The following is a 26,101-nucleotide window of genomic DNA, read 5'->3' on the forward strand; positions in this document are numbered from 1 at the left end:
GCCGAATATTGGGCCAGTGCTTTCAGAGATATAAATTTACAAATCCCCTCTATGCGTATCTGTGCCAGTTAACAGTTGGTAATCTTTAGCCCCATAAACAGCAATGCTGGTTAACCGTTGGAAATTCCAGGAACTGGGACTTCGTGGAATCTGACTCCGTGGTGCTATATTTGATCACTTAATTCCGAATCTGACGAAAATCCAATATTTTAGCATAAAATGTCTCTACGCCCTATCCCGTACTTCGCCGGCCTTATGCTACTGGCTGTTCTGTCAATCCGTGCACAATCCGTTCTCCTTGAGAAACGCCGGCTCACTTCTGCAGATGGATTACCGCAGTCCTTTGTGAGCGGTATTGTCCAGGACCGGGCAGGATTTATATGGACAGCTACCCGCGAGGGACTTGCCAGATACGATGGCCGCAGGTTCAAGGTCTTCCGCCATAGCGTGAACAACCCAAAGAGCCTGGCCTCTAACATCATAGCTACACTTTACCTCGATAATCAGGATCAGTTATGGATCCAATATGAAAACGGTGCGCTGGACGTGCTCAATGCCCGCACAGAACACCTGTACCATTTTTCTGATGATCCTGTGTTCAGGCCTACTTTTTCGAATATCAAAAACATCAATGCCATCGTATCCCCTAAAAAAAATATTTATTGGATGATCTGTGATACCGGCGGCATCTTTGTTGCCGATCTGCAAATCAAGAAACTTCATTTTTATTCACCTTCCAGGCTGGGCTTGGGCAAAAAACACATTACCGGAATAGCCACATCTGCAGGCAGGATTGTGCTCAGCACCGACTCGGCAATCGTCACACTCAATACCGCAGGAAAAATACTGAGCACCATTCCGTTCACTTTTAAGAATCCAAACCTATTCGACCCCAGCAGGCCCTGGAAGGATACCTCGCCAATAATCAGAAAAAACGGAGATGTGGTTATCCTTGATAAGGGAAGGGTAATCATCTATAAAAAAGCCAGCCGAAGCTTTAGCATACTGCACCTGGCCGAGTCAAAATCTTATGTGCAGCCTTCTCTGGCCATAGATAAACAAGGAAACATCTGGTTTGGCAGCAATCAGACTGTATTTATGCTGACTACTGATAGCAGACTGATCCCCAAGCCCATCTACAGCGCTCCGGACGAGGTGGCAAGGAATATGCTGATTGACCGTTCGGAGGTACTCTGGATCGGAACAAATGGCTACAACCTCCGGCAGTTCGACCTCCGGCTTCCCCGCATGCCGGCTAAAACCTATACCACAAACTTTTTCCTCGATATGCTTCACCGTGAACTGAATGTCCCGTTAAAGGAGATACAAAACAGTCCGCTGGCTACTGCAAGAACGCCTTACCTATTCCGTTCGGTCAGGGATAAGCAGGGAAAAATATGGATGTCAATTGCAGGCGCCGATGAGCTTCCAGCCCCCAACCTCTGTTATTATCAACAAGGCCACCTGATCAGCGACAAATGGCGTTATGCCGATACGATCAGCACTAATCACCGCAACCTGAGCGCAATGGCAGTAAGTAGCAAAGGTCAGCTTTGGGCAGTGGATGATAAACTCCACCTGATCCGCCTGGACACCGTGAAGCGCCTGGCCACCACGGTATCGCAGATCCCCCTTTCGGGCATGAAAGAGATATATGAGATTTATAGCCTGCTCATGGAGGGAGAAGATATTTTCTACATTACGACTTCGAACGGCTTTTTCCGGTTTGACCTTCGCACAAAAGTCAATATATCCTATGGAAAGATGCTGCCCGGAGCAGAATTTACCATGCTGATCAGGGATCCTATAAAACCAAGCATACTATGGGTGGGTACTAAGGGCGACGGGCTGATTAGAATGGATCTCGCGCGTAAAAAATTCAGGCTCTACAGCACAGAAGACAGCCTGCCAAACAATACTATTTATGCCATCCAGGCCAAAAAAGGCAGACTGTGGTGCAGTACCAACAAGGGGATATTTTCATTTGGTCTTAAGGATTCCAGGATCCAAAGCTACACCATGACCGATGGGCTTCCGGTAGATGAGTTTAACAGGTTCCACTATTTCGAAATGCCCGATGGCAGGCTGGCATTTGGCGGGACTGAGGGCTATACCTTATTTCTGCCCGAAGCAATCACCCATGATAACTTCGCGCCTCCGACTGTACTTACCGGCATTCGGGTAAACAATAAACCCGCCGATTACGGCGAACCTGGCTCCCCCTTTAATCGGGCAATCAATGCCCTTGATACTCTGAATTTGTCTTACCGTCAAAACTTTCTGGAACTTGATTTCGCCGCACTGGAATATAATATTACCGGAAAGCTTAACTACCGGTACATAATGCTTGGACTAGAAAACAGGTGGATTGATGCTGGAACAAATAACCGGGCAACTTATACCAATTTATCCCCGGGAACCTATCAGTTTAGGGTCAATGCCACAAATTCTGCCGGACAATGGAGCAGGGAATATAAACAACTGACCATCATTATCCATCCACCATTTTATCAAACCTGGTGGTTTATAACCGCGCTGGGTATACTTTTTACAGCTACAGCTTATTTGCTTGTCATGCAAAGGATTGCCCGCATCCGTCAGCGGGATCAGAAAAAACATGAACTGGAGATCGAAATGATTGAACTGGAGGCGCAGGCCCTGCGTGCCCAGATGAATCCTCATTTTATATTCAACTGCCTCAGCTCCATCAAATCACTGATTCAGGAAAATGCAAATCAACAGGCCATTAGTTACCTTTCTACCTTTTCCAGGCTGATTAGGGGGCAGCTCGGCAACGAACTACAGGAAATACCCTTAGAAGAGGAAATCAACACCTGCCGTTTATACCTGGATATGGAAAAGCTCAGGTTCGGAGATAAGATCAGTTATCGCTTTTTAACCGAACCTGATATTGAGCCCAAACGAATAATGGTACCGCCACTTTTCCTGCAACCCCTGATCGAGAACGCCATATGGCATGGCATCCTGGCCCTGGAACAGGGCGGTGAGATTGTGATCCGCATTTATAGCGACCAGCAAAATATCATCTGCTGCGTGGAAGATAATGGCATCGGGCTGACCGCATCCCATGCCCGGAAGTCAAAAACCAGTAATCTCTATGAATCAAAAGGAATTGTACTCATCGAAAACCGGCTGAGGGTATTTAATGTCAGGAATGAGACCCAGAGCAGCATTACAATCTATCCTCGCCCCGGAGGAAACAAGGGCACCATTGTCGAAGTTAAATTTTTAAAACCTGAAAGAAATGATCAACGCCATTATCATTGATGATGAAGCGCATTGCGCTAATGTACTCAACAACGATTTAAAGCTATACTGCCCGGAGATTAAGGTGCTCGATATTGCCCATTCGGGTTTAGATGGAATCAGAAAAATCCGTGAACATTTGCCACAAGTGATATTTCTGGATATTGAGATGCAGGATATGACCGGATTTGAAATGCTCGAAATCCTGGGTCCATCGCTTCAGTGCAAGGTAATCTTTACCACGGCATATGCCCAGTTCGCCATCAGGGCCTTAAGGATCAATGCACTGGATTACCTGTTGAAACCGATAGACGCACAGGAACTTATACAGGCGGTAGAACGTATAGGAAGATCCATTGAAACAGATGGAAATAATATTCAGCAGGTACAGCATGCAATAGCCAATCTTAAGCTTCCGCCGGAAGAGCAGAAACTGGCATTACCTAACCGGAACGGATATGATTTTATCGCCCCTGCAGAGATCCTTTACTGCAAAGCAGACGGGGCCTATACCGAGGTCTACTTAACAAATGGCAAGACCATTCTCCTTTCTAAATCGCTGGGGGAAATTGAAACCGTGCTCCCCCCTTCGCTATTCGTCCGCATCCATCACTCCTGCACCATCAACATCAATCACATCAGCCAGTTCAGGAAATCTGAGGGGGCTAGCCTGGTCATGTCTAACGGACACCAACTGGGGATTGCGCGCTCAAAAAAAGATCATTTGCTCCGACGGATCGGCTTATTGACGAAATAAAGCCGGGATTGAGGAATTAAAATTTGTGTAATACTACCCTAATGAAGATTATAATGCAATGACCGGATATTTTGGCAAAACAAAAAGCCGTTTGCAAGGGTTTTGAGATCATGACAGCATTTAACATTGAAATCGAACATGATGATCAAACGATCAGTCTGACCATTATCCCAAAAGATGATTATTTTAAGATTGTTTATTTCGGCGGGATTTTAGGCGCAATAAGAAAACAGGGATCTGACTGGACCTTACTGAAAGCAGAAGAAATTGAGCCCGGCGAACTGGCGCCATTTGATTACAAACTGACAGAAGATGGTCATCATATTTCGCTGGGTGTGGCCGAGATTAACCAGATCTCTGGGGCAATCGAAAATCACCTTAGCTAATGCATCTAACATTAAGACAAATTGTAAAACATCTTGCTAAATCTTCAATAGGCCTCCGGTATTCAAAATTATCTTTAAATGGAATTTTCATCAAATTAAAAGGCAGGGAATCAACTTCTATCCGGTGTAAGCATTTTTACAAATTCCTGTACCGATTCATCAGTAGGAGCAGCGAAATCTTTAATCCCGTCAATTGTCTCCTGGCTAATGCTGGCTGATCGCTCAAACATGATGTTTTCGTACGCTGAAATGGCATCATTTATATCCTTATATTCAAAACTTGTCAAACATTCGCAAAGATCTAAAGCATCGAGCATAGCTAAATTAACGCCCTCACCATTAGGGGGCATCAAGTGTGCTGCATCACCAATAAGTGTAAGGTTACTTTTTGTCTCCCACCGCTGTTCTAAAGGAAAGTAATTCAGTAGCCTTGAAACAAAATGATTACAAGCCTCAAATAGCGTAAAAAAAACAGGGTTCCAGTCTGTAAAATGAGTAATTAGATAGGCGCGCACCGCTTCAGGCTTATTAAAATCAATACCGCTGGTGCTCACCCAATTTTCCGGATACATTGATGCTGCGTAAAAGGTTAATCCGCCATCACCGCGTGGCTGGGCAATAATTGTTGCTCCTGCTCCCATAATCATCAGGTTAGCCTGATCAACTAATTCGTAAATTTCCGGGCATTCTTTTTCGGGTTGTTCTATTTCGCCCTGAATAATCATCGCTCCGGAGTAGCATGCTTTTACATCAGTTAGATAAGGACGGATCTGTGATCGGTAACCATCCGACCCTATAATGATGTCTGCGGTGGCGGAGCTTCCGTTCCTGAAATGTAATTCCCATTTATCTTTAACCTGATGCATATTTAAAAAATGACTATCCCAAACAACTGTTCCCGGTAGCAGCGCCCCTATCAGAATATCCCTAAGTGCACCACGGCCAATCTCTGGCCTGAAGTTTTCGTCACCAAAATCTGCCGCTGAACTTTCCTCATCCAAAAGTATATTTCCTTTTGGATCAAGCACTCTGAATTTATCAGCGCCCGGTATATAATTTGATTTAAATTCCTCCATTAATCCAGCTGCTTCCATCACCTTTAGGCCGGATTCAAAATGAAGGTCAACAATTGCCCCTTGTATACGTGCCGACTGACTATGATCTCGTTCATATACTTTAACATCCGCACCTTTAAGCTGTAAAAGCCTTGCGAGCGTTAAGCCCCCAGGTCCACCACCAACAATGGCTATTTTTTTATTTTGTAATAATTTATGTTCTTTTAAAGTTTCCATTAGATGTTCTCTTTTTGATCGCACAAAGAAACATGGAATGTTCAGGCAGAACAATGGCTGAAACAGGTAAGTATAGGACTATTCGCGGTTTCTTTCACGAAATACTGTAGGTGTGCAACCTGCTAACTTGACAAACAGCCTTATGAAATATGAATAATCATCATATCCCAATTCCACAGCAATCTCCTTTATAGAAAGAAGAGAATGGAAAAGTAAGCGTTTAGCTTCCAGTATAATACGTTGCTGAATATGAGCAGAAACAGATTTTCCTGTTGTGGCTTTAACACACTCATTCAGATAAGAAGTAGATATATTCAGGCGTTTTGCATACTCCGATGGCGTTTTAATCTTTTTATAATAATCTCCCAATGCCACTTTAAATGACTTATTAATAACTTCGTAACGGTTAAGATGGTCTGTTTCTTCAGACCTTGCCAGATAGAGAGAGGTAACCAATGCCACCAATGTATTACAGCTTTCCTGCAAAATAGCATTGTATAGTTTATACGCTTTTTTTTCTGCAAGTCCCAGGCACAAAACCGCAGTTTGCGAGAGAATAGCTAATGTCGCAAGATCAACTGTTAAAGGTTTAACTGGATAAAAATTTTGTAGCAAGCTTAAATATTGCGGATGGAGATTTTCTTCAGTGATAATCATGGTGCTGACCAAAGCATGTTCAAATGTGATGAGTCGGTGTACCTGGTCTGGTTGAATATAAATGATGGAAGGCGCCTGGATATTGTAGGTTTGAAAGTCAATTTCTATTACTGTGCAACCTTCTTCCTGAATAATAAAAGTATAACCACCGTCACGGTGCGACCGTTCCACATCCTCAAAGTTGGGTGGGCCGTCGAAGAATTCTCGCATGATCATTATTCTACCGAAGGTTCCATGAGGAAGTGTATTGACGGGTATTTGTAGGCTTTTTTTATTCACTTCTTAAAATTACCAAGATATTTGACATTTTAACAGCCCGCGTTAAAAAACATATTCAATGCAATTTCTTTTTACCAAAATCCAGTAAAAGGCTAATTTTTGAGATAATGGATTACATTAAATTTTAAAAGTCAGGAAAATTGAAAGGATTTCTATAAGAATCAATTCCCCCAATCCGTTAAATAGATTACTTTAAAAAACTATCCAAATAACCGAATATTGTTTGCGTTTGCTGCATCAGGCTTACATGCCCCTGCGAAGGGACAATGGCCAATTGTGATTTGGGCATTGCTCCAAAATCAGCAAATATAGCACCCCCGAGTAATTGATATGTTTTAATCAACTCCATTTTATCCAGTCCGTCATTATCACCTGCGATAAGTAATACGGGAGAAGAAATCTTCGCGATATTATTGTCACCCATGTTGTATGGTTCGCCGGCTATAGCAATCATCTGCTCCAGGAACTTTGTCCATTTTGTTTTGTCGGGAGCTACCGCATCGTATGCAACGTGCATCGGACTGTTCGTAAAAAGGTCAGGTTTCATGCTTTTAAATGCATTATTCACTTCAGGCATCCAACCAGCACTTTTATAAGTAGAAGAAATGATCACCAATTTCCCTAACCTTTTAGGGCTTTGTATGGCAAACTGGTAAGCTACGCTACCTCCGAAACTATAACCAATTACATCAGCACTGTCTATTTTAAGGTAATCCATTACCCCTGCCACATCGCTGGCTAAGGTAACATGCGATAATTTCCTATCCGAAAACGGGCTGTGTCCATGGCCTTGCAATTCGATCGCAATTACTTTTCTTGTTTTTGACAATTGAGGAATTAATTGTCCCCAATTTGCTTCAATGGTCATAAAAGCGCCATGCAGTAAAATAACAGGCTTACCCTGGCCATAGGTTTCGTAATAAACTTTGATACCATTCACCGGCACAAAACCACTGCCATTGGGTTTACCTTGTTGAGCATGTGATTGAGCTATTATACCCATCATAATTGCAATGAGTAGTATTGTTTTAAGAAGATATTGTGTTTTGAATAAATTTTTCATAACAGTTTAAATTAGTTTGAAAATCATGAACAATACAAAGATAACGCTCATTTCAGGATTTGACCGCGGGCAAAAGCGACGACATAGCGGGTGAATTGTGACAAAAGATCATTATTGTACAGACAAAGAACTGATAAGATTTTAAGTCTTAAAACTTTTATATCTGGCAATGGTTGTATAGGCATGGAGAACATAAACGAGCTGATTATTCCGGCAGCCAGGCAAGGCGAAGTTGAAGTATTAAGAGAACTTATCCGCAGGGGTGCGGATTTAAACCATCGCGATGAGAAAGGATATACCCCTTTAATCATTGCCTGTTATAATAAACAACTGGAGGCTGCAAAGTTATTGATAGACGCAGGAGCTGACCTGAATGCGGCTGATACTGGCGGAAACACGGCATTGATGGGCGTAGCCTTTAAAGGTTACATTGATATTGCCAGTTTACTTATTGAGAGCGGCGCGCTGCTTAACCTCCAGCATGGGAATGGAGGCACCGCACTGATGTTTGCTGCCATGTTCGGCAGAAATGATGTACTTAAGCTATTGCTGAACCATGGTGCTGATCGTTATATGCTTGATGTACGGGGTCAGAGTGCCCTTGATTTTGCTGCCTTGCAAGGCAATGAAACGGGCATACAGTTATTAGAATCTCACAACGGGGCAACGCATCTCTCAAAAGCGCCTTAGTATTTTTTTTTACTGATATCTTCTATCATGTTATCGGGCTACCTAAACTAATTAGGAAGAGTTATCCCATCCCTATCTTTTCCATGTCAAATGAAGTGGAGGCTGTTAGGCCTCCACCTGGTATATGTTGTATTGACCTTATGCAGGTATTTTCCTTGGCTTTTCGCGTTCCCAGAAACGGTGCAGCGCAATAATCTCTACAAAGGTTTTGCTGAGTTGATCAAGATCTGCAGAAACAATGATACCCTCCCGCAAAACGGTTTCCCTGGAATATTCTGCCGGGAGCTTTTTAAAGAAATAGGTAGATTGCAATACCTGAAGTGCATCTTCGTCTGCTGCAATTGCTTTGCAATGCTTAAAAGCCTCATTCAAAAAGTGGATCGCATTGGCCTCGGCTTCCAATGCTGCCACAGCGTTTTTTCCACCTGGAACATAAACCGCATCATATAGTACAGATGCTGCTGTCAGGAAACTCTCGTCTACCTTAATCTTTTTATCTCCTTTTGAAGTGATCTCGCCAAGTTTTGGCGCAATAATGTGCACCACCGCACCATTGGCAATAAGTGAATCCTTAACTACAGACAGGGATTTTTCATCCACACCATCTGCAGCAAGTATGGCAATTTTTCTGGTCCTAATGGTATCCTTAATCGTTTCTGCCATACTTAAAGGAGCCGATTTGGAAAGGCTTCCTTTAGGATTTAAAGAGGCATAATCCGCAGGGTCGCCATCAGCTGGTATACTGTTGTTCAGTTCGCCCAGCGGGATCTTTGGAATATCCAGACCAAGCGCATAAGCAACAGCTGTAGCCAGTCCTTTATCAATTTGAACGAGTACCGCAAGCATGCGCTCACGAATCGCGGTGGTTTTTACCTTTCCAAGCTCAAAACTCAGTGCATCAATAATATGGTTCTTTTCCGGTTCGCTCTGCGAGTTGAAGAACAGGCGTGCCTGCGAAAAGTGATCAAAAAAACTTCTGCTCCTTGCCCTGATCTTTTTAGCATCAATACGTTCATTATAGCTTACAAATCCCCCTTCAGCAGCTTTTACCTGTTGGGGATCGTTGGCTGCAATAGCGTTAGGTCCATAACTGGTTTTACCTCTATTGATCGTCTGGCGCATATAACCATCGCGCTGGTTATTGTGTACCGGCACTACTGGTCTGTTAATGGGAATTTCGTGAAAATTCGGGCCACCCAAACGGATCAGCTGGGTATCGGTATAAGAAAAGAGTCTACCCTGCAATAACGGATCATTGGTAAAATCAATCCCCGGAACCACATGGCCAACGTGAAAAGCCACCTGTTCGGTTTCGGCAAAAAAGTTATCAGGATTTCTGTTCAATGTCATCTTACCAATACGCTGTACAGGTACAAGTTCCTCGGGGATCAGTTTGGTAGGATCCAAAAGATCGAAATCAAATTTAAACTCGTCTTCTTCGGCTACGATCTGTACGCCCAGCTCCCACTCCGGAAAAGCACCGGCCTCGATGGCATCCCAAAGATCCCGGCGATGAAAATCAGGATCCTTACCGGAGATATTCTGGGCCTCATCCCAGGCAACGGAATGTACGCCCAAAAGCGGTTTCCAGTGAAACTTCACAAAATTAGATACGCCACTGGCATTAACAAACCTGAAAGTATGAACTCCAAAGCCTTCCATCATCCGGTAACTCCTCGGAAGTGCCCGGTCGCTCATCGCCCACATGATCATGTGCGAAGATTCAGGCATCTGAGAAATAAAGTCCCAAAAAGTATCGTGTGCTGAGGCTGCCTGGGGCATTTCATTGTCGGGCTCGGGTTTTACCGCATGTACCAGATCAGGAAACTTGATTGCGTCCTGGATAAAAAACACAGGCATATTATTTCCTACAAGATCGAAATTGCCCTCCTGTGTATAAAACTTCACTGCAAAACCACGAACATCACGCGCCAGGTCAGTTGAGCCGCGCGAACCGGCAACGGTTGAAAACCTAACAAAGACCGGCGTTTCAACTTCAGGATCAAGCAGAAATGCAGCTTTGGTTAGTTCCGACATATCTTTATATACCTTGAATACACCATGGGCTGCCGATCCCCTTGCATGCACAATCCGTTCCGGAATGCGCTCATGGTCAAAGTGAGTGATTTTTTCACGCAGGATAAAATCCTCCAATAAAGTGGCTCCTCTTTCCCCTGCTTTTAATGAATTCTGGTCATCATTGATCCGAAGACCATGATTGGTGGTCAGCAATTCGCCAGTGGAGTCCGCAACAAAAGATTCCAATTTAACGGTTTTATCATTTTCCTGACGAGCAGGAGCATTTTTCTTTTCAGATGTTTTCTTAGCCATAATACCTTACATTATGCCTATACAACCCAATATGCTGAACAATAGTTTTGTTTATCTGATACTAAAAAAAGAAAACACAAAAAGCGGCACGATTTTAAAAAAAACACGCTAAAATTAAGTTTCACCACATTAACGGTTCGTCTTACCACGCCAATACAAAAAAGTGAAAATAAAAACCCTAGAATTAAGCAATTGGCTACTAAGCAAATGGTTTATGAACTTGTAAACATCAGGGAAATAATGTTAGATGCCCTTAGGGCAGGAACGGTATATCAGCGTCCGCACAAGGAACTGCAAGACGAAATCGTAAAGGAAAGTAAACGAATATTCAATGCCATTCAGCACCACATCACACAAATAGCCCCTGACAGATCAAAGGCATATCTAACACAACATCAAAAAGGCTTGATCCATTTAATGGAGGAGTTGGAAACCATGGTGAATAATTTGCCTAATGCCAGTTATGAAAACAAAACGGAAGAAATTAATAGCCTAATCAATCTGCTCAACCAGATGGTTTTGGATCTTCAGCATTATTTCCCATATTATTTTGATTATCACAGTCCTGTTCCACTTATTTACCAAAAGCAAGTATTATTAAATATTGCAGAAAATTCTACCCAGATCTTTACAAACCTTGAAGAGCTGCATGCCGATTTGGAAGCCATCGAAGTTTTTACGCATATCTTTGAGCACTTAAATAGTGCTGCAGGCCGTTTCACTTTCGAACAGGCCGGATATCTGCGTGATTTTTTCGAATCACTTCAAATCGCATTAAAGAAATTTGTGCCCCCTATAGAAATACCGGGAATTATTCTACTGCTCAGCGCCTTAAATTTCAATCATCCATCTTTTTATCATTCCTGTTGCAGCCATTTTAATCATGAACTTCAAAAGTGCGAAAACATAAGCGAGCAATATAGATTACTCCATTTCTTTAAAAAGCTAATCGGGCAGGTTTTTAAAACCATAAGCCTACCATACAGCAGGAATTTGCCCGATATTGACGAATCGCTGCTGAGGTATATTGAAAGCGAGATCAGCTACCTCAAATCAATCGATACCATAGCCGAAGACCTGAGTGCTGGTGGTATTTTAGACAGCAGTTTTAAAGTAAGCTTTACCGTAAGACAACTCGCGATCTTTATTCACTTACAAGTGGAGGCCGGCATTATCACAACTCAAAGCCCCAAGGCATTACATCAATACATTACGAAAAATTACACAATTCATTAAGTGTTAACCCGGCCTATGCAGGCTATAAGGAAGAATTCTTTGCTCAGCTTGCATTACGTACACAGTGGACAGGATTAAGTGGCGCCCCCCAAACGGGTCAGCTTTCTTTGGATGGCGTTACAGAAAGTTTTAAAAAGAACATTGGTGTGGGTTTACAGGTTACAGCAGATAAGTTGGGCGCGCAGAGGGCAAACTCAATTTACCTCAATTATGCCTACAGAATACGTTTAGATAGAGACGATACCCAACGTTTGAGTTTTGGTTTAGCTGCAGGTGTTACCAATTATGCTATTGATGGCGCCTCCTTGCATCCTGTTGAGCAAGACGATGTTACAATACCTACCGGAACAGTAAGCAGTTATGTGCCCGATGCGCGCTTTGGCGTTTATTACAGCTCGCCAAACTATTATATCGGGGCGTCGATCATGGATATGTTTTCTGGCGACCAGTCAAACGATATTTTCAAATGGGATACCGCTACACAACAGAACATCAAGCGCAAGCGCCATTATTATTTTATTACGGGTGCCCTTTTCGAATTATCACGGGATGTAAAGTTAAGGCCAAGTTTACTTTGGAAAGAAGATTTTAAAGGGCCAAGCAGCCTGGATCTTAATGCCATGTTCGTATTCGGAGATAAACTTTGGGTAGGTGCAGGATACCGCACTGGCATAAACATATGGGATAAAACATACAGAAACGGGCAAACTTTAAGCGACGCCAATTCCATTTCGGGCATTGCCCAGTTTTATGTTACAGACCGGCTAAGGTTAGGTTATTCTTATGATTATACCATTAATGGCCTCAGCAATGTACAGACCGGTTCTCACGAAATATCGATCGGGCTCACCTTTCCACACCGGTCTGAGCGCTTACTGAGTCCACGTTTTTTCTAATTCAATTACCATCTAGATTAATCCATTATGAATACTAAATATTTGCTGTACCTTTTAATAACCATCAGCTTTTATAACATCAGTTATGGTCAGGAACAGTTATCCTTTAGAGATCGGGCTAAACAAAAATATGAAAACTATGATTACGCCCAGGCTATCCCCATGTACCTTAAACTTGTAGATGTAAAAGATCCCCAGATAGGTGATGTAGAAAAGTTAGCTTACAGTTATTACAAGATAAACGATTACGAGGCTGCAGAAAACTGGTTTTCGCGCCTCATCGCCTATCCGGAAAGCAAATCGGAACATCTGTTAACATATGGTTCGGTACTGAAATCAAACCTTCGTTATATCGAGGCTAAAAAAGTTTTCGAAACCTATGCCTCCAAAACCGGCGACACCAAAAAAGTAGCTAACGACTTATTGGGCTGCGATTCTGCACAGGTTTGGCTGGCTAAACCTACGGCTCATTTAATGCATAACGAATCTGCGGTCAATACATCGCTTTCCGAATTTGGTGTATTTCCATTTGCCTATACTGTATTTTATACCGGAGAGCCGGATGCAGGCGTTTTTAAAAGTGTATATGGCCGGACTGGAAATCCTTTTTTACGGATTTATACTGCAGATAGAACAGCCAGTGGCACTTTAAGTTTCCCCCTTGTCGACAAATCGGTTTACAATGATGCCGATTACCATGTAGGCCCCGTAATCAGTAATAAAGCAGGCAATATGCTTTTTGTTTCCCGAACCTACGTTGGAAAAAAGGATGCAGAAATAGAATTAAAGGCGAAAACAAAGTTTAGAACAAATAATATCGAACTCTATATTTACACGGCGAATAACGGCAATTGGACAGCACAACCTTTCCTTTATAATAATGTAAAACAATATTCATTGGGCCATGCCTGTTTAAGCAAAGATGAGCAGACACTTTATTTCACTTCCGATATGCCGGGAAGTATTGGGGGAACGGATATCTGGTTTAGTACCCTGCTAAGTGATAACACCTGGAGTAAACCACAAAATGCCGGCAAGGTAATCAATACCGAAGGAAACGAAATGTTTCCTGAAATGGGAGCAGATAGTACGCTTTATTTCTCGAGCGATGGTTTACCAGGCATGGGTGGTTTGGACGTTTTCGGGGCAAAAGGAAGTAGGGACAACTGGACAAAACCATTTAATCTACGTTATCCGATCAATTCGGCAGCTGATGATTTTGCCTTTGTAAACATGAGCCTGCCAACTGCTGATCTGGGAATCGGATATTTATCCTCGAATAGAAAAGGCGGAAAAGGTGGCGACGATATTTACAGCTTCCTGATTGAAAAACCAAAGATTATACTGGCCTTGAAAGGCAAAACTTTCGACAAGAGCACAGGTGCCTTGCTCCCGCTCACTAATGTAACGCTAATGGCGGGCGACCGCAGGGTAGTTGGTAAACAGCTAACCGCTGATTCTGCCAAATACTTTTTTGAACTCAGCAAGAATACAGATTATATGGTACTCGGCCAGAAAGTTAAATACTATAGTGATTCTGCAAGGTTAAGCACTGTCGGTCTTACCAAATCAGATACCCTGGAAGTGAATTTATACCTGAAACCACTCTTTGTAGTCGGTACAAAAATAGAAATCAAGAATATCCATTATAATTTCGACAAATACAATATCAGGCCAGATGCTGCTAAAATACTCGACGAAACTGTCCGCATCATGAGGGATAATCCTACGCTCGAAATTGAAATGGGATCGCATACAGATAGCAGAGGTTCTGACATTTACAACATAGACCTTTCACAGCGCAGGGCACAATCAGCCGTTAATTACCTGGTGAGCCGCGGCATTGCCCGTAGCCGCATGAAAGCGAAAGGTTATGGCGAAACGCAGTTACTTAACCGCTGTAAAAACGGCGTAGCCTGCTCTATTGCCGAACACCAGGCCAACAGGAGAACTGAGTTTAAGATTGTGAAATATTAATCACTAAACCATTATGGACTGAAAGTCCCCAGGTTTAATAACGAATGAAATTTATTATTAAAAAAGCCACAGATCCGCAGATTGCGTCTAATCTGTGAATCTGTGGCAAAAAATAAAAATTTGTAGCAAAGAAATCTTGCACTAAACCGCATCGTTTCAACTAAAGGATGAAACCATTAAATCTGGGCTGGCCAAAAACCAGCCCATTTTTTGTGATAAAAACTTACAGATTTCTTAATCAGATTTGCTGGTGTAAGGATATGCCTCATTATAAAGTTTGGTGACCTATTCGCCCTTGAAAATAACAACTTTCTTTCCTGATGTTACAGGTGGCCTGCGCTAAAATTTAAATTGCCCTGACCCGATAGAGGTCTGAAAAAGCTGGCGGTACGCTTTCTAAAATAACAGAGTCACCTTTTGCCATCCATATTCCATTTAGCCTGCAATCGCGAGCAACAGTAACCGAAATCGTACTGAAGATGGGATCCTTTTGTAAAAATCATCCAATCTCCCCTACTGCAAACACATGCAAATCAAACGTTTGCGCAGTCTTTTTCCTTTTACATCGTTGTAATTATGAATACATTGTATTGAGGCTTTACACAGACTTACATCCAGCTGTGTTAGGATTTAAACTGGCTAACTAAATATTACAAAACGAATGATCACCATAATCCATTAGTGGAATATGGCTACCTATAACCAAATACTTACCAAAACCTAAAAAATGAAAAAGAAACTATTACTCTTAACCGTTTCGGCTATTGTAGGGCTTTCGGCCTGTAAAAAAGCAGCCGTATTACAAGATGAAATTGTAAACACCAAAAAAACCATGAGTGGTGTCAGTGTACAATCCCTCACGCAAACCAATGTTTTTAATGTTACCGAAAAAATTAATGCATCAATTGAAAGAGATCGTTTAAAAAATGGATACTATTTAACCGATTTTACAGCAACCGGCTTATACATGGCTCCGGGTGCTACTTTAGATATCACTGTAGAGCAAACCGCAGGAACCCGTTTGCCTAAATTATTAATTGGCACCTACTCTAGGTATGGCACCTGGAATACCCAGCCCACCGTTGTACAGTTAACCGCAGGCACCAACACCATTAGTAATGCTGTTGGCGGCTTATTGTGGATCAGGTACACCAACTCGACAACCGGATCAACCGCTAAGTTAACTTTCAATAGCGGCTATACCTATGCGCCCTATTACAAACTTGGTGTAACTACAAATTCAGACTGGATTAACCAATTACAAACCTATACCACGCCTGATGTTGTTTTAGAAGGGGCCAATTGTTTTATCGTCGTATCACGAACTAAGGCCATACAGTACCAGGCAGAAGATCAGAGCGCTATATTAAACAAAATTACACAGGTTATTGCACTGGAAGATGATTTGAATGGTCTAGATAACTCATTACCTGCTCATGCTAAAAATGTGCATACCTATCTTTTAACACAGCATGAAGATCCGGCCTATTATTTTTTCGCTTACGATTACCGCACGGCTTATATTACTTCAGATGTGAATGCCATTTTAACTTTAAGCGCAGTAGGTACCAATGGCTGGGGCTTATGGCACGAACTGGGTCACCAGCACCAAATGATGTGGCGTTGGGGCGCTTTGGGTGAGGTTACGGTAAATCTTTACAGTTTATATGTGCAACGTACACTTACGCCATCTATCAACAGGCTCGTAAATGATGGGGTTTGGCCGAAAGCTTTTACCTATTTAGGAAAACCTGCCGGAACCAAAGATTATAACGGATCAGCAAGTTATGCCAATCCTTTAACCGATCTGTTCATCAGGCTTTGCATGTTCCAGCAATTAACCCTGGCTTATGGCGATAACTTTTACAGAACCCTCGCCAAAAACATGCGTGTTGAAAATCCAACCTTAGCTAATGATGATGCCAGGTTGCGTTATTTCATGCTGAAAGCTTGCAGTATATCGGGCAAAAACTTAAGTAACTTCTTCCAGAAATGGGGATTGAATTTATCTACCCCGGCAGCTACTACCCAAATATATGCTGATATGGCCGCTTTAGGTTTACCTGCACCAAGCACCGATCCTTCTACCCTGCAAGACAACGTTGCACCTTTAACCGAATTAAGTAAAACCGGGTGGAGCATCAATTCTTTCAGCTCTGAAGAAACCAGTGGCGAGGGTGCTATTAATGGCAGGGCTGCCACTTTAATTGATGGAAGTTACAGTACATTCTGGCACTCACGCTGGACTACCTCTCCAACAAGTTATCCGCATCAGGTGGTTATCGATCTGGGTTCTTCAAAATCGGCAAACGGATTAAGCTTAGTGCAAAGAAGCGGCTTGAGCCGGGCGATTAAAAACTTTCAGGTGTTAACCAGTACCGATAATATAACTTTCACATCGGTAAATAATTATGTAGCTCAAAATGTTGCCGGCGCACAATATTTTGCATTTGGCAGTACCAAAACCTTAAGATATCTTAAAGTAATTGCCACCTCTGCACAAGACGGATTGCAGTTTGCATCGCTGGCAGAGTTAGGTTTATACAACTAAGCATTTAACAGGCTGTATCATAATATAGCATGTCATCCTGAGCTTGTCGAAGGAATTGTTTAAATGCCGCTCAAAGCATTTCGACTCATGACATTAATTTATGATACAGCCTCTTTTTATTTTACCACATTACCCATTGCCTTTTTGATTTATATTCGCAGTATTAAAAACATCTGAATACCATTATTTACCTATTGATTTATCATTAATGAAAACAACAATTAACTCATTTAAAAAACTCACTTTATTTAGCCTTGTTTTAATAACGGCTGCCTGCTCTAAAAAGGAGCTTGAACCCGTAGAAACAGGTCCAACCACACCTGACTACTCTTTTACAGGCACTTCTGCTGCAGAACTGATGTTCGAAGATGGCGAAGAAATGTCAACCATGACCAGCGAAAGCAGAAGATTTAATGTAAATAATGTATTGCGTATCGTAGCCCTAAACAATACTACGATCGAAGTGGCTAATTTTGCACCTGTTGATATCACTGATGCCACAATTCTGGTGTCAATTAAAGGTCAGCCACAAAAAATTCAGTTATTTCATATTGGAACCATTAAAGGGCATAGAATTAAACAAATGGAATATCCCTTTATTACCGGGCAAACTGAATATCTCGACGTTAACAATAATACTGTAGATCTATCCGCCTATAAAACCATTGGCATTAATCCGGCTGATATTAGTTTTGAATTTACAGGCACTACCCAATTGATCACGAAGCTTAAAAAGTTGAATATTATTAAATGGCAGCCTAAAATGCATGATTTTGACCCTCAAAATGAGGACAACAACTGGCTGGACGAACCAACAGCGAAACAGTTCAGGATGTTTACCGGTTTTATGATCAATTTTGCTTACATGTATACCGATGATACCATGCGAAGCAGTATCGTGAATGAACTGGTTATCGGCAATGATGGGACAACCCCGCTTACGACTGCTGAAAAAGAGGCTGATTGGATTAAAGCACAAACACGTACAAAAATCAATTGCGGTTTAACTGATACCCGTAAAGTATCGGGACTTGGTGGCGGAAGTACATTTGGTATGCCAGACTGGCTTACCTTAAATTATATGACCAAAAGTTACAGCACGCCGTTTCACGAAATGGGACATGTTCTGGGATATAGCCACAGTTCATCGATGACTTACCCTCAAAACAACAGAGGCAATGTACCTGTATTTATGGCCAGACAGGATGTGATGAATGCAGCAGGCGATTTTCCGGTAAGAACAAACAATTATTATAAACCTGATGATATTCCAGCAGCTAAACCAGCAACAAGTGCACTAAAAGCAATTGATAGCGGTTTAGAGTGTATTCATTAACTTCATATCAGGCAATTACGAAAGGTCGTTTAATGAATAGGCCTGCCCGGTTATGCCTTTTAGAAGATTTATAGCAATGAAAAGGGTAACAATTTTTGTTACCCTTTTTTATTTTAATAAACAGTGGAAAACACGCCTGGCTCAATATTATTTTTTCATTTTTGGGCCGACAATGATTTTCCTTTTGCTTATTTTAGGTGCAATCTCCTGGCCAGGCCTTAATTTTGCGTCGTCTACATAATTAAGCGCTTCAGGCGATTGACCTACCCAATTGCTTTTTCGGCCTTCGATGTGCATCGTACCTGATGAAGGATCGATTGTTAAAGAAGTAAACAAAGCATCCTCGTAAGGACAGGTACTCGATATCCACGGATGGCTTTTATGAATTTCTTCTGAATAACTGTTGTGTTTGTATTTACCTCCAACCCAAAAATAAGAGGCCGAATTAATGTGGACATAGTTGATGTTTTTGATAAAAAGCTGGCAATCTATGTGCGTATGACCATTTATGGCCAGCAATATTTTATCCGAAGCTGCACTTAATATTTCCTGTATGTCTGCCGCATTATCTACCGCCATGGCTCCCGCTAGTGGCTGGTGGCTGACTATAATAATAGGCTTATCGATTTGTTTTAGTTGCTGTTGCAGCCAGAGTTTTTGCTCGTCGTTAATATAAGCTGGATAGCCACCTTTGCGTGTTGGCGAGCCCTTATCATTTCCATCTAAAATAATAAAACACACCCCATTTATTTCTTTGGTATAATATCTAGATGGCATTTTCCAATAGATCAAACATTGTTCTTTGGTGTGCCCATTGTCTGTATCATGATTGCCGATAACATGTAATGCTGTTTGGTGTGCGTTATTAAAACGATCAATCAGTTCTTTATTTTTTTCATTAGGATAAGCGAAATCGCCCATTTGTAGGATCAGATCGGGATTGATTTTTTTAGTGTGCGCTAAAAAGGCATCTAATCGTTCGCTCCCATTGTGAATTACATCCTGATGAAGGTCAGTGATGATCCCCACTTTTACGGGTTTTACTTTATTCGCAAACATAGCAAGCGCCGTATCGGGAATCTGTAAAACGATACCCGTAGCAAATATGCCATTGATAAATGCCCTTCTATTTAATGTTTTCATTGTTTTAGCGTATTGTTTTTAATAATCGGTTCGACCAGACCTGAATTCTTGACAAGTTTAGCCTCACTGTTTTCAAACTGTTTTATTTAAAGGTGAAAATGCCAGGCAGAAATTTTTCCGGCCTGGCATTTGGTTTCAGTAGCTTAAGGGGCTACTGATATCAAAATGGTCCAATCGCGTATCGTCCCATCTGCAGAATGCAGCCTATAGGTAAACTGGCCTTTAGAAAAATCGGCAATGATACCTGCTGCCGGTGCGCCATTCATTGGCTCTATTGTTTTTGCGAAGTGCGTAAACCTGATGCCTACTTTGGTAAGGTCGGTTCCTTTTACGGCAACAATTCTTACCGTAGCCTGGCCCTTATCTACCACATTAGAGGTTGTCGTAATACCGGTTGTTTGATAACCAGTTACTACTTCTCCATAACCTAACTGATTCTTAACCTCGTCGTATTTGAATAATTGTGCCGTGGTAATATTGGCATTATCGCCCCACTGAGTATCATCTAATTCTACCCTTGGTTTCATACAAGCCGATAACATGAATAAACTCATTAACATCAGGCTATACAATATATTTTTATGTTTCATTTTTAATAATTTAATTAATACCAACAATGAATTAATTCCAACCCGGATTTTGACTGAGCGTTGCATTATTTGCCTGGTAAAGTTTTATCTGCTGAAGCGGAATAGCACTTAGGTAATCTCTTCCCGGATTAATGTAGAGCCCTCTTCCCCCTGCCTTAAAATCAGCCACTTTAAAGTAAGGGTTCATTCTTCCATTGGCAAATCTGTCTACATTGCTACCCACAACCAGACTAAATTCGTTAAGCGTATAACCATCTTTCCTAATTTGGCTATATAATGCTGGGTCTGATCCGTTATCCAAAGTAACCTGGGCAGGCGTACGATTGAAATAATCAAGAAACTCCTGTAATAAAGCGCCTTTTGGCTGATAGCCATTAATTACCTTTTCGTATACGGCCCATCTCTTTAAATCATCCAGTCTGAAACCTTCAAGTGCAAACTCTACACTTCTCTCTCTTCTGATTTCATTTAAAACAGGCGTTGCAGTAGGATCGAATCCGAGATCCTCGCGGTATGTTCCAGGCGTAATGGTATTGATATTTAAGGGTGTCATGCCTACCCGGCTTCTAATCAGGTTTACTGTTTTGTCTATATCGGTTTGATTAATTGTTCCTAATATAGCTTTGGCTTCGGCTAAAGCCAATAAACCTTCTTCGTAGCGCATCAGGATATCATCCGTTTCACCTTTTGTTGCCTCTTGTGCCAATACCGCACCTTTAAAATTCCGGTATCCGGTAGAAGTAAATCCGATGGAAGTATATGGTGCCTGCGAAGCAATTACCGGGTACCTGAACGGTACGCCGTCTCCTCCTCTGCCTGCCAATTGATTAAGGGGACCACGATCTGGCGTCCACACCGTTTGTTTAAACCTGGGATCTAAATTGTTGCCGAGCTGATTCAGCGTATTGGTATAATTTGCTGAAAAGACCTGTGGTGTTCCATCCTTGTTTAAATAGATATCAACCAGGTGGTCGGTAATAGAAGGACCAGAATCTAAAATCTTGAAAAAGAAATTGTGGCTTAATGCAAGCAAAGCGGCATCATAAGCCTTAAATAGAAAAACACCATCAATATTGGCTGCATTTTTTTGTGCAAAAAGCTGATTGTATGCAATTGTTTTATCGCCCGCAGCAGTAAATATCTTTGTGCCATTTCTGTTGATCAGCTGTAAAACTGTGGGCTCGATCATTTCTAAAAACTCGACACCATTTTTACCAGCCATCGCATAAGCACTCGTTTTTTTACCATGGTAATATTCCCAGGTGCCTTCGTATAATGCAACCCTAGCTTTTAATATCAGTGCAGCTTCTTTATTTACTCTTCCTGCAATTGCGGCCTGGCCTTCTCCTTTCCAGTTTAGTTTAGCGATAGCTAAATCCAGATCTGCGATGATCTGTTTCGCAACATCATATCTCGAAGCCCTTGGCTGGTATAACTTATCAAGGTCATTGTCATTTAAGGCTTCTGTAACAATGGGCACACCGCCAAAATTTCTAAGTAAGCCGAAATAATCCCATGCCCTGAAAAAGTATCCCTCACCAATGTAATGGTTCGCTGCATCTGTCTTTTCTGCATTTAGATTGGCATATTTAAGGAAATAGTTATCTGATCTGATATTTGAATAACCTCCAGACCAGCTGCTATTGGCATCGGGTGCGACCGAAACCGCATCCCATCTGTATAAACTACTGGTAGCTGTTGTTTGTACAATCATCATATCTGAATTGGCATCCAGCGCCAGGTTACTGTTGCCACCGGTTGGTGTACCCGTACCGCCCTGGGTATTATATTGTGGTGCTAAGCGGCCATAAAATCCGTTAACAAAAATTTGCAGGTGGGTTGCAGTCTTAAAAAAATCATTTGGATTTACAGCATCCAGCGGAGTTGTATCTAAAAAATTTTTCTTACAGGCCACAAAACACATCATTACAAAGAGCGCAAGTGCGATTTTGCTTGATTTACTAATGTAAGCTTTCATCTCGATTATATTTATGTATGAAGTGATCGATTAGTTATAGGTTGATGTTTAATCCCATTGAATAGTAGCGTAGTGGCGGATAACCATTTACACCATTTCTTAAAAGCTCGGGATCATATTTGATAAAGGATTTATTGTAAATGAATCCCAGATTTTCGCCACTAAAATAAACGTTAACCTTTTTCAGTTTAACTTTGTTCACCCATTTCTGAGGGAGATCGTAAGCTAGCGTAACGTTTCTTACCCTTAAATTGGCCAGGTTTAACGAATATTTATCGGTTGCTGATCCTCTGCCAGTATTAAATGCAGGGAAAAAAGCATCTGTATTACCTGGACTCCAATAGCCTAAATCGGTACTTTCTTTAAATGCAGGGGTATAGAAATAGGCTAAATCGGCACCTGCTTTAGTCCCCCACACCCATTCGGTATCGTTATAAACACGCCATTGCATTACCCCTTCTAACACGGCTGAGAGAGTAAAATTACTCCAGGAAACAGTTGGTAGTATGGAATAACTCTTGCGGGGATAATTAAACCCGTCTTTAATAAGATCGCCTCTGCTATACCAAAAGCCACCGTTGCCAGAATTGATATAACCATCGCCATTAACATCGTTGTACATGATGTACCCAGGGTAGTTATAGGTTCCGCTTAAGGTTCCTGTTCTCAAATCACCCGCGTTTTGCGCAATACCCTTTACACCATACACGTAGTTTTGTCCAAATTGTTCGCCGGGTGTCCAAACACCACTTACAATACCTGTTTTATTTGCATTGTACTCGGTAACGTAACCGATATAATCGCTCATGTTAAACTTAAGTGAATAGTTTAAAGGTTTGCCCGCTGCCTGAAACTGATCATTCCATCCTACCGAGAGTTCCCAGCCACGGGTTTCGGAAACGGCATTGTTTTTTCTTGGGGCATCAGTTCCCAATACCTGTGGAAGTGGGTCAACAGGGCCAATTTGATCAATTACAGTGCGCTGATACCATTCGTAGGTTACATTAAGTCTGTTTTTTAGCGCAGTGATATCCACACCAATATTTAAAACAGTTGGTTTTGCCCAGGTTAATTCTGAGGTAACTAAATCAGGAGTTGATGCGACATTAGCATATGTCCCGCCTAAAAGAAGATTTTTATTAACGGTGGTGGGTACAGTTGGCAAATAAGTGTAATATTCAGGGGTAACACCATCTTTTTTAAAGGCATTTAAATCTCCAGAAGTTGACCAGGAAACACGAGGCTTAAATTCTGAAATGATGTTTTTTAAAGGCCAGAAATTTTCCTTTGCTGCATTCCATGCTCCTGATACTGAAGGGAAATAGCCCCAGCGAGATTTACTCGCAAATCGCGAACTGGCATCACTTCTGCCGGCAAGCTTTACAAAATATTTTTCAAGATAATCGTAAGTAATTACGCCATAAAAACCTAGGGTGCTCCATTGATACATACTATCGCTTGCAGTAGGATTATTGGCTGCAGTACTAAGTGATTCTGAAACATCCTGCGCAAATAAATCCGTTTTGCTACCCGATAAAGATTTAAAGCCAGTTTCTTCGGTTTGAACACCGAACTGTGCCAGAAAATTATGTTTTTGTGCAAACGAATTACTATACTGGGCACTTAATTTAGCCATCTGATAGCCCAGCACGCCATTTGTTTTACTAATACTGCTCAAATTTGCCGAGCGGTTGTTTTGGATTTTGGTACCATCAGGCAGTTCGGTATAAACAACCTTTGTTACTTTTGAGTACTCGGTAAAGCTCTGTCTTCTTGAGTAATCTGCATTAATTTCGAAATGTTTGAAGGGCTTTACAGTCGCCCCGCCACTAAGCACAATATCATTTCTGGTATTGTTGATAAGTCCGCCATCACCTAAAATGCTTGCAGCACCCAGGATCCACGAATATGCATTTCCAGATGGAACTCTTAACGGTGTAGCAAAATACTGCATCATGCTGGAGAAAATAGCGTCATAATTGGCTATGTCACCACCATTTCCAGTATAGTTGGGACCTTGGTTAGCCTGCCTCGCATAATTGATATCTGTTCTCAGGTCCAGCCAGTCTGCAGCTTTATATTTAAGCTTGGTTTGAAAGCTATATCGGGTATTGAAATTTAAATCACCTTTTAGTAAACCTTTGGTATTATTATAACCAAAGCTTGAAAAATAGTTAACCCGATCAGTTCCTCCACTGAAATTTAAGTTGTGCTGCTGACTGAAATCATGGTTATTAAAATAAGTATCGTAAAGCTTTGTAGTCGCAAAAGACTGCTCTCTGGTCCAGCCTTTAAAACCAGCATCACCACTTGGAAACTGCCCGTTTTCAATATACTGTTGTGCTTTATCACCAAATTGAGTTCTTAACGCATTAAACGACGGATCATTCCAGTCTTGTCTTAGCCAGGCTTCCATCCTTGCAATGGTAACCGCATCAACGCCATCTGTACCCGTTCCATTAGGCTGCCCGTTACGCTGCGCAATGTTAATGTACCTTGCCCAATCAGGCGAATTGGGTTGCGTTGGGGCAAGCACCATTTGACCGATTTTCGAATTGGTAGTATAGTTTACCGATACTTTTCCTTCTTTACCGCTTTTTGTGGTAATCAATAATACACCATAAGGTGCTCGCGATCCGTAGATAACTGTTGATGCCCCATCCTTTAAAAAGGAAACGCTTTCAACATCATTTGGATTAACGTCCTGAATGGGTCTTTCAACCCCGTCAATTAAAATTAATGGTGCACCGGTACTGTTAATTGATGTAAAACCCCTGATGTTTATGGAAGGATTAGCTTCAGGCGCACCACTGGGCATCCTGATATTCAGTCCGGGAGCTAAACCAATCAAACCATCGGTTACCGTACGGATAGGCCTATTTTCAAGGGCCTTTCCATCTATGGTTTGAACAGCATCGGTAAGGCTACTTTTTTTAACTTTACCATAGGCGGTTACCACCACATCGTTTAAAACTTCCTGGCTCGGGCTAAGTGAAATTGAGCCATTTACTGCACCTGCTACAACTTCTTTGGTTTGGTAACCAATAAAAGATATCACCAATACAGCTGCTTTATCTTTTACTTCGATGATGAAGTTTCCGTTTCCATTTGTTTGCGTTACATTCTTCGAACCTTTTTCGGTTATACTCGCCCCAGGTATAGGATTACCATTTTCATCAAGTACTTTTCCTGTAATTTTTTCGGCAGGCAATTGAATAGGGTTAAAGAAATTAAACTTTATTTCTTTTCCTTTGATCAGCACGGTTTTATCGGTGATCTCAAAGGCTAGTGCCTGATCTTTAAAACAGATTTGTAATACCTCATCAAGGGAAGCATCCTTAACATTAATGCTCACCAGTTTGGCTTGTTTTACGATCTTCTTATTGTAAAAAAAATCATAATTACTCTGATTTCGGATTTCATCGATAATTGATGATAGGGACGCATTGGTTCTATTAAGGGTTATTTTTTGGGCGAAAGTGCTCGCACTAACCTGCATAATGGTTATTATCAATAAAAATGTTATCATTTTCATCACCAGCAGAATTTTGTAAAGGGCATGGCAGTTACCTCCATACCTATTATGTAAGTTTAAATTCATAAATTTGGATTTGTTGGGTTTCGGATTGATTCTTCGTTAAATTTTATTCCGACTTGTCGGAATGGGTAACT

The 26,101-nt window shown here is 41.7% G+C and carries 17 protein-coding genes; 9 read left to right on the forward strand and 8 right to left on the reverse strand.

The genetic code is table 11. The features are described 5' to 3' along the window. The first annotated feature begins 219 nt into the window (after positions 1-219). The 3 genes from AC04QZ_RS06255 (at position 220) to AC04QZ_RS06265 (ending at position 4,410) form a co-directional block, all read left to right on the forward strand. Positions 220-3,288 (forward strand): ligand-binding sensor domain-containing protein, encoded by a 3,069-nt coding sequence (locus AC04QZ_RS06255; protein WP_478357032.1) that lies wholly within the window; start codon positions 220-222, stop codon positions 3,286-3,288. Then, on the forward strand, positions 3,266-4,024 hold the full coding sequence (locus AC04QZ_RS06260; RefSeq protein ID WP_478357033.1) for a LytR/AlgR family response regulator transcription factor: 759 nt from the start codon (positions 3,266-3,268) through the stop codon (positions 4,022-4,024). Before AC04QZ_RS06255 ends, AC04QZ_RS06260 begins: the two co-directional genes overlap by 23 nt. 110 nt (positions 4,025-4,134) lie before the next feature. Continuing rightward, a complete protein-coding gene (locus AC04QZ_RS06265; RefSeq protein ID WP_086546959.1) occupies positions 4,135-4,410 on the forward strand; it encodes a hypothetical protein in 276 nt (91 codons plus the stop codon). 110 nt (positions 4,411-4,520) lie between these two features. Here AC04QZ_RS06265 and AC04QZ_RS06270 read toward each other — a convergent pair whose 3' ends face one another. The 3 genes from AC04QZ_RS06270 to AC04QZ_RS06280 form a co-directional block, all read right to left on the reverse strand. After that, positions 4,521-5,702, reverse strand: a complete 1,182-nt coding sequence (locus AC04QZ_RS06270) for an FAD-dependent oxidoreductase (RefSeq protein WP_478357034.1) — start codon at positions 5,700-5,702, stop codon at positions 4,521-4,523. A 78-nt stretch (positions 5,703-5,780) separates the two neighbouring features. Beyond that, the gene (locus AC04QZ_RS06275) at positions 5,781-6,638 is read right to left on the reverse strand and encodes an AraC family transcriptional regulator (RefSeq protein WP_478357035.1); all 858 of its coding nucleotides are present in this window, start codon (positions 6,636-6,638) and stop codon (positions 5,781-5,783) included. Positions 6,639-6,825: 187 nt separating this feature from the next. Continuing rightward, positions 6,826-7,701: an alpha/beta fold hydrolase gene (locus AC04QZ_RS06280; RefSeq protein WP_478357036.1), complete on the reverse strand. Its 876-nt coding sequence runs from the start codon at positions 7,699-7,701 to the stop codon at positions 6,826-6,828. A 183-nt stretch (positions 7,702-7,884) separates the two neighbouring features. On the opposite strand from AC04QZ_RS06280, the gene AC04QZ_RS06285 reads away from it, so the two are divergent. Further along, positions 7,885-8,391, forward strand: coding sequence for an ankyrin repeat domain-containing protein (locus AC04QZ_RS06285; protein WP_478357037.1), 507 nt, complete (start codon positions 7,885-7,887; stop codon positions 8,389-8,391). A 138-nt stretch (positions 8,392-8,529) separates the two neighbouring features. On the opposite strand, the gene AC04QZ_RS06290 is transcribed toward AC04QZ_RS06285, so the two are convergent. Then, positions 8,530-10,722, reverse strand: coding sequence for a catalase (locus AC04QZ_RS06290; RefSeq protein ID WP_478357038.1), 2,193 nt, complete (start codon positions 10,720-10,722; stop codon positions 8,530-8,532). Positions 10,723-10,929: 207 nt separating this feature from the next. On the opposite strand from AC04QZ_RS06290, the gene AC04QZ_RS06295 reads away from it, so the two are divergent. The 5 genes from AC04QZ_RS06295 to AC04QZ_RS06315 all read left to right on the forward strand — a co-directional run bounded on the left by AC04QZ_RS06295 (position 10,930) and on the right by AC04QZ_RS06315 (position 18,718). Continuing rightward, a complete protein-coding gene (locus AC04QZ_RS06295) occupies positions 10,930-11,958 on the forward strand; it encodes a hypothetical protein (RefSeq protein ID WP_478357039.1) in 1,029 nt (342 codons plus the stop codon). Continuing rightward, positions 11,928-12,854: a PorP/SprF family type IX secretion system membrane protein gene (locus AC04QZ_RS06300; protein ID WP_478357418.1), complete on the forward strand. Its 927-nt coding sequence runs from the start codon at positions 11,928-11,930 to the stop codon at positions 12,852-12,854. The genes AC04QZ_RS06295 and AC04QZ_RS06300 overlap by 31 nt, the downstream gene beginning before the upstream one ends. 27 nt (positions 12,855-12,881) lie before the next feature. After that, complete coding sequence (locus tag AC04QZ_RS06305) at positions 12,882-14,831, forward strand: OmpA family protein (protein WP_478357040.1); 1,950 nt, start codon at positions 12,882-12,884, stop codon at positions 14,829-14,831. A 727-nt stretch (positions 14,832-15,558) separates the two neighbouring features. Continuing rightward, a complete protein-coding gene (locus AC04QZ_RS06310; protein WP_478357041.1) occupies positions 15,559-17,382 on the forward strand; it encodes a M60 family metallopeptidase in 1,824 nt (607 codons plus the stop codon). Positions 17,383-17,590: 208 nt separating this feature from the next. Next, complete coding sequence (locus AC04QZ_RS06315) at positions 17,591-18,718, forward strand: hypothetical protein (RefSeq protein WP_478357042.1); 1,128 nt, start codon at positions 17,591-17,593, stop codon at positions 18,716-18,718. Positions 18,719-18,865: 147 nt separating this feature from the next. On the opposite strand, the gene AC04QZ_RS06320 is transcribed toward AC04QZ_RS06315, so the two are convergent. The 4 genes from AC04QZ_RS06320 to AC04QZ_RS06335 form a co-directional block, all read right to left on the reverse strand. Then, positions 18,866-19,861: a metallophosphoesterase family protein gene (locus tag AC04QZ_RS06320; protein ID WP_478357043.1), complete on the reverse strand. Its 996-nt coding sequence runs from the start codon at positions 19,859-19,861 to the stop codon at positions 18,866-18,868. A gap of 143 nt (positions 19,862-20,004) precedes the next feature. Beyond that, positions 20,005-20,451 carry a DUF5018-related domain-containing protein gene (locus AC04QZ_RS06325; RefSeq protein ID WP_478357044.1) on the reverse strand — a complete coding sequence of 149 codons (447 nt, stop codon included), beginning with the start codon at positions 20,449-20,451 and terminating at the stop codon, positions 20,005-20,007. 31 nt (positions 20,452-20,482) lie between these two features. Then, positions 20,483-22,429, reverse strand: coding sequence for a RagB/SusD family nutrient uptake outer membrane protein (locus AC04QZ_RS06330; RefSeq protein WP_478357045.1), 1,947 nt, complete (start codon positions 22,427-22,429; stop codon positions 20,483-20,485). Positions 22,430-22,463: 34 nt separating this feature from the next. Beyond that, positions 22,464-25,964, reverse strand: coding sequence for a SusC/RagA family TonB-linked outer membrane protein (locus AC04QZ_RS06335; RefSeq protein ID WP_478357046.1), 3,501 nt, complete (start codon positions 25,962-25,964; stop codon positions 22,464-22,466). Positions 25,965-26,101: the final 137 nt, after the last annotated feature.

Source organism: Pedobacter folensis, from assembly GCF_056490665.1.

Coding starts and splice junctions, on each gene's coding strand:
- AC04QZ_RS06255 (WP_478357032.1), top strand. CDS start 220: ATGTCTCTACGCCCTATCCCGTACTTCGCCGGCCTTATGCTACTGGCT.
- AC04QZ_RS06260 (WP_478357033.1), top strand. CDS start 3,266: ATGATCAACGCCATTATCATTGATGATGAAGCGCATTGCGCTAATGTA.
- AC04QZ_RS06265 (WP_086546959.1), top strand. CDS start 4,135: ATGACAGCATTTAACATTGAAATCGAACATGATGATCAAACGATCAGT.
- AC04QZ_RS06270 (WP_478357034.1), bottom strand. CDS start 5,702: ATGGAAACTTTAAAAGAACATAAATTATTACAAAATAAAAAAATAGCC.
- AC04QZ_RS06280 (WP_478357036.1), bottom strand. CDS start 7,701: ATGAAAAATTTATTCAAAACACAATATCTTCTTAAAACAATACTACTC.
- AC04QZ_RS06285 (WP_478357037.1), top strand. CDS start 7,885: ATGGAGAACATAAACGAGCTGATTATTCCGGCAGCCAGGCAAGGCGAA.
- AC04QZ_RS06290 (WP_478357038.1), bottom strand. CDS start 10,722: ATGGCTAAGAAAACATCTGAAAAGAAAAATGCTCCTGCTCGTCAGGAA.
- AC04QZ_RS06295 (WP_478357039.1), top strand. CDS start 10,930: ATGGTTTATGAACTTGTAAACATCAGGGAAATAATGTTAGATGCCCTT.
- AC04QZ_RS06305 (WP_478357040.1), top strand. CDS start 12,882: ATGAATACTAAATATTTGCTGTACCTTTTAATAACCATCAGCTTTTAT.
- AC04QZ_RS06310 (WP_478357041.1), top strand. CDS start 15,559: ATGAAAAAGAAACTATTACTCTTAACCGTTTCGGCTATTGTAGGGCTT.
- AC04QZ_RS06315 (WP_478357042.1), top strand. CDS start 17,591: ATGAAAACAACAATTAACTCATTTAAAAAACTCACTTTATTTAGCCTT.
- AC04QZ_RS06320 (WP_478357043.1), bottom strand. CDS start 19,861: ATGAAAACATTAAATAGAAGGGCATTTATCAATGGCATATTTGCTACG.
- AC04QZ_RS06325 (WP_478357044.1), bottom strand. CDS start 20,451: ATGAAACATAAAAATATATTGTATAGCCTGATGTTAATGAGTTTATTC.
- AC04QZ_RS06330 (WP_478357045.1), bottom strand. CDS start 22,429: ATGAAAGCTTACATTAGTAAATCAAGCAAAATCGCACTTGCGCTCTTT.
- AC04QZ_RS06335 (WP_478357046.1), bottom strand. CDS start 25,964: ATGAAAATGATAACATTTTTATTGATAATAACCATTATGCAGGTTAGT.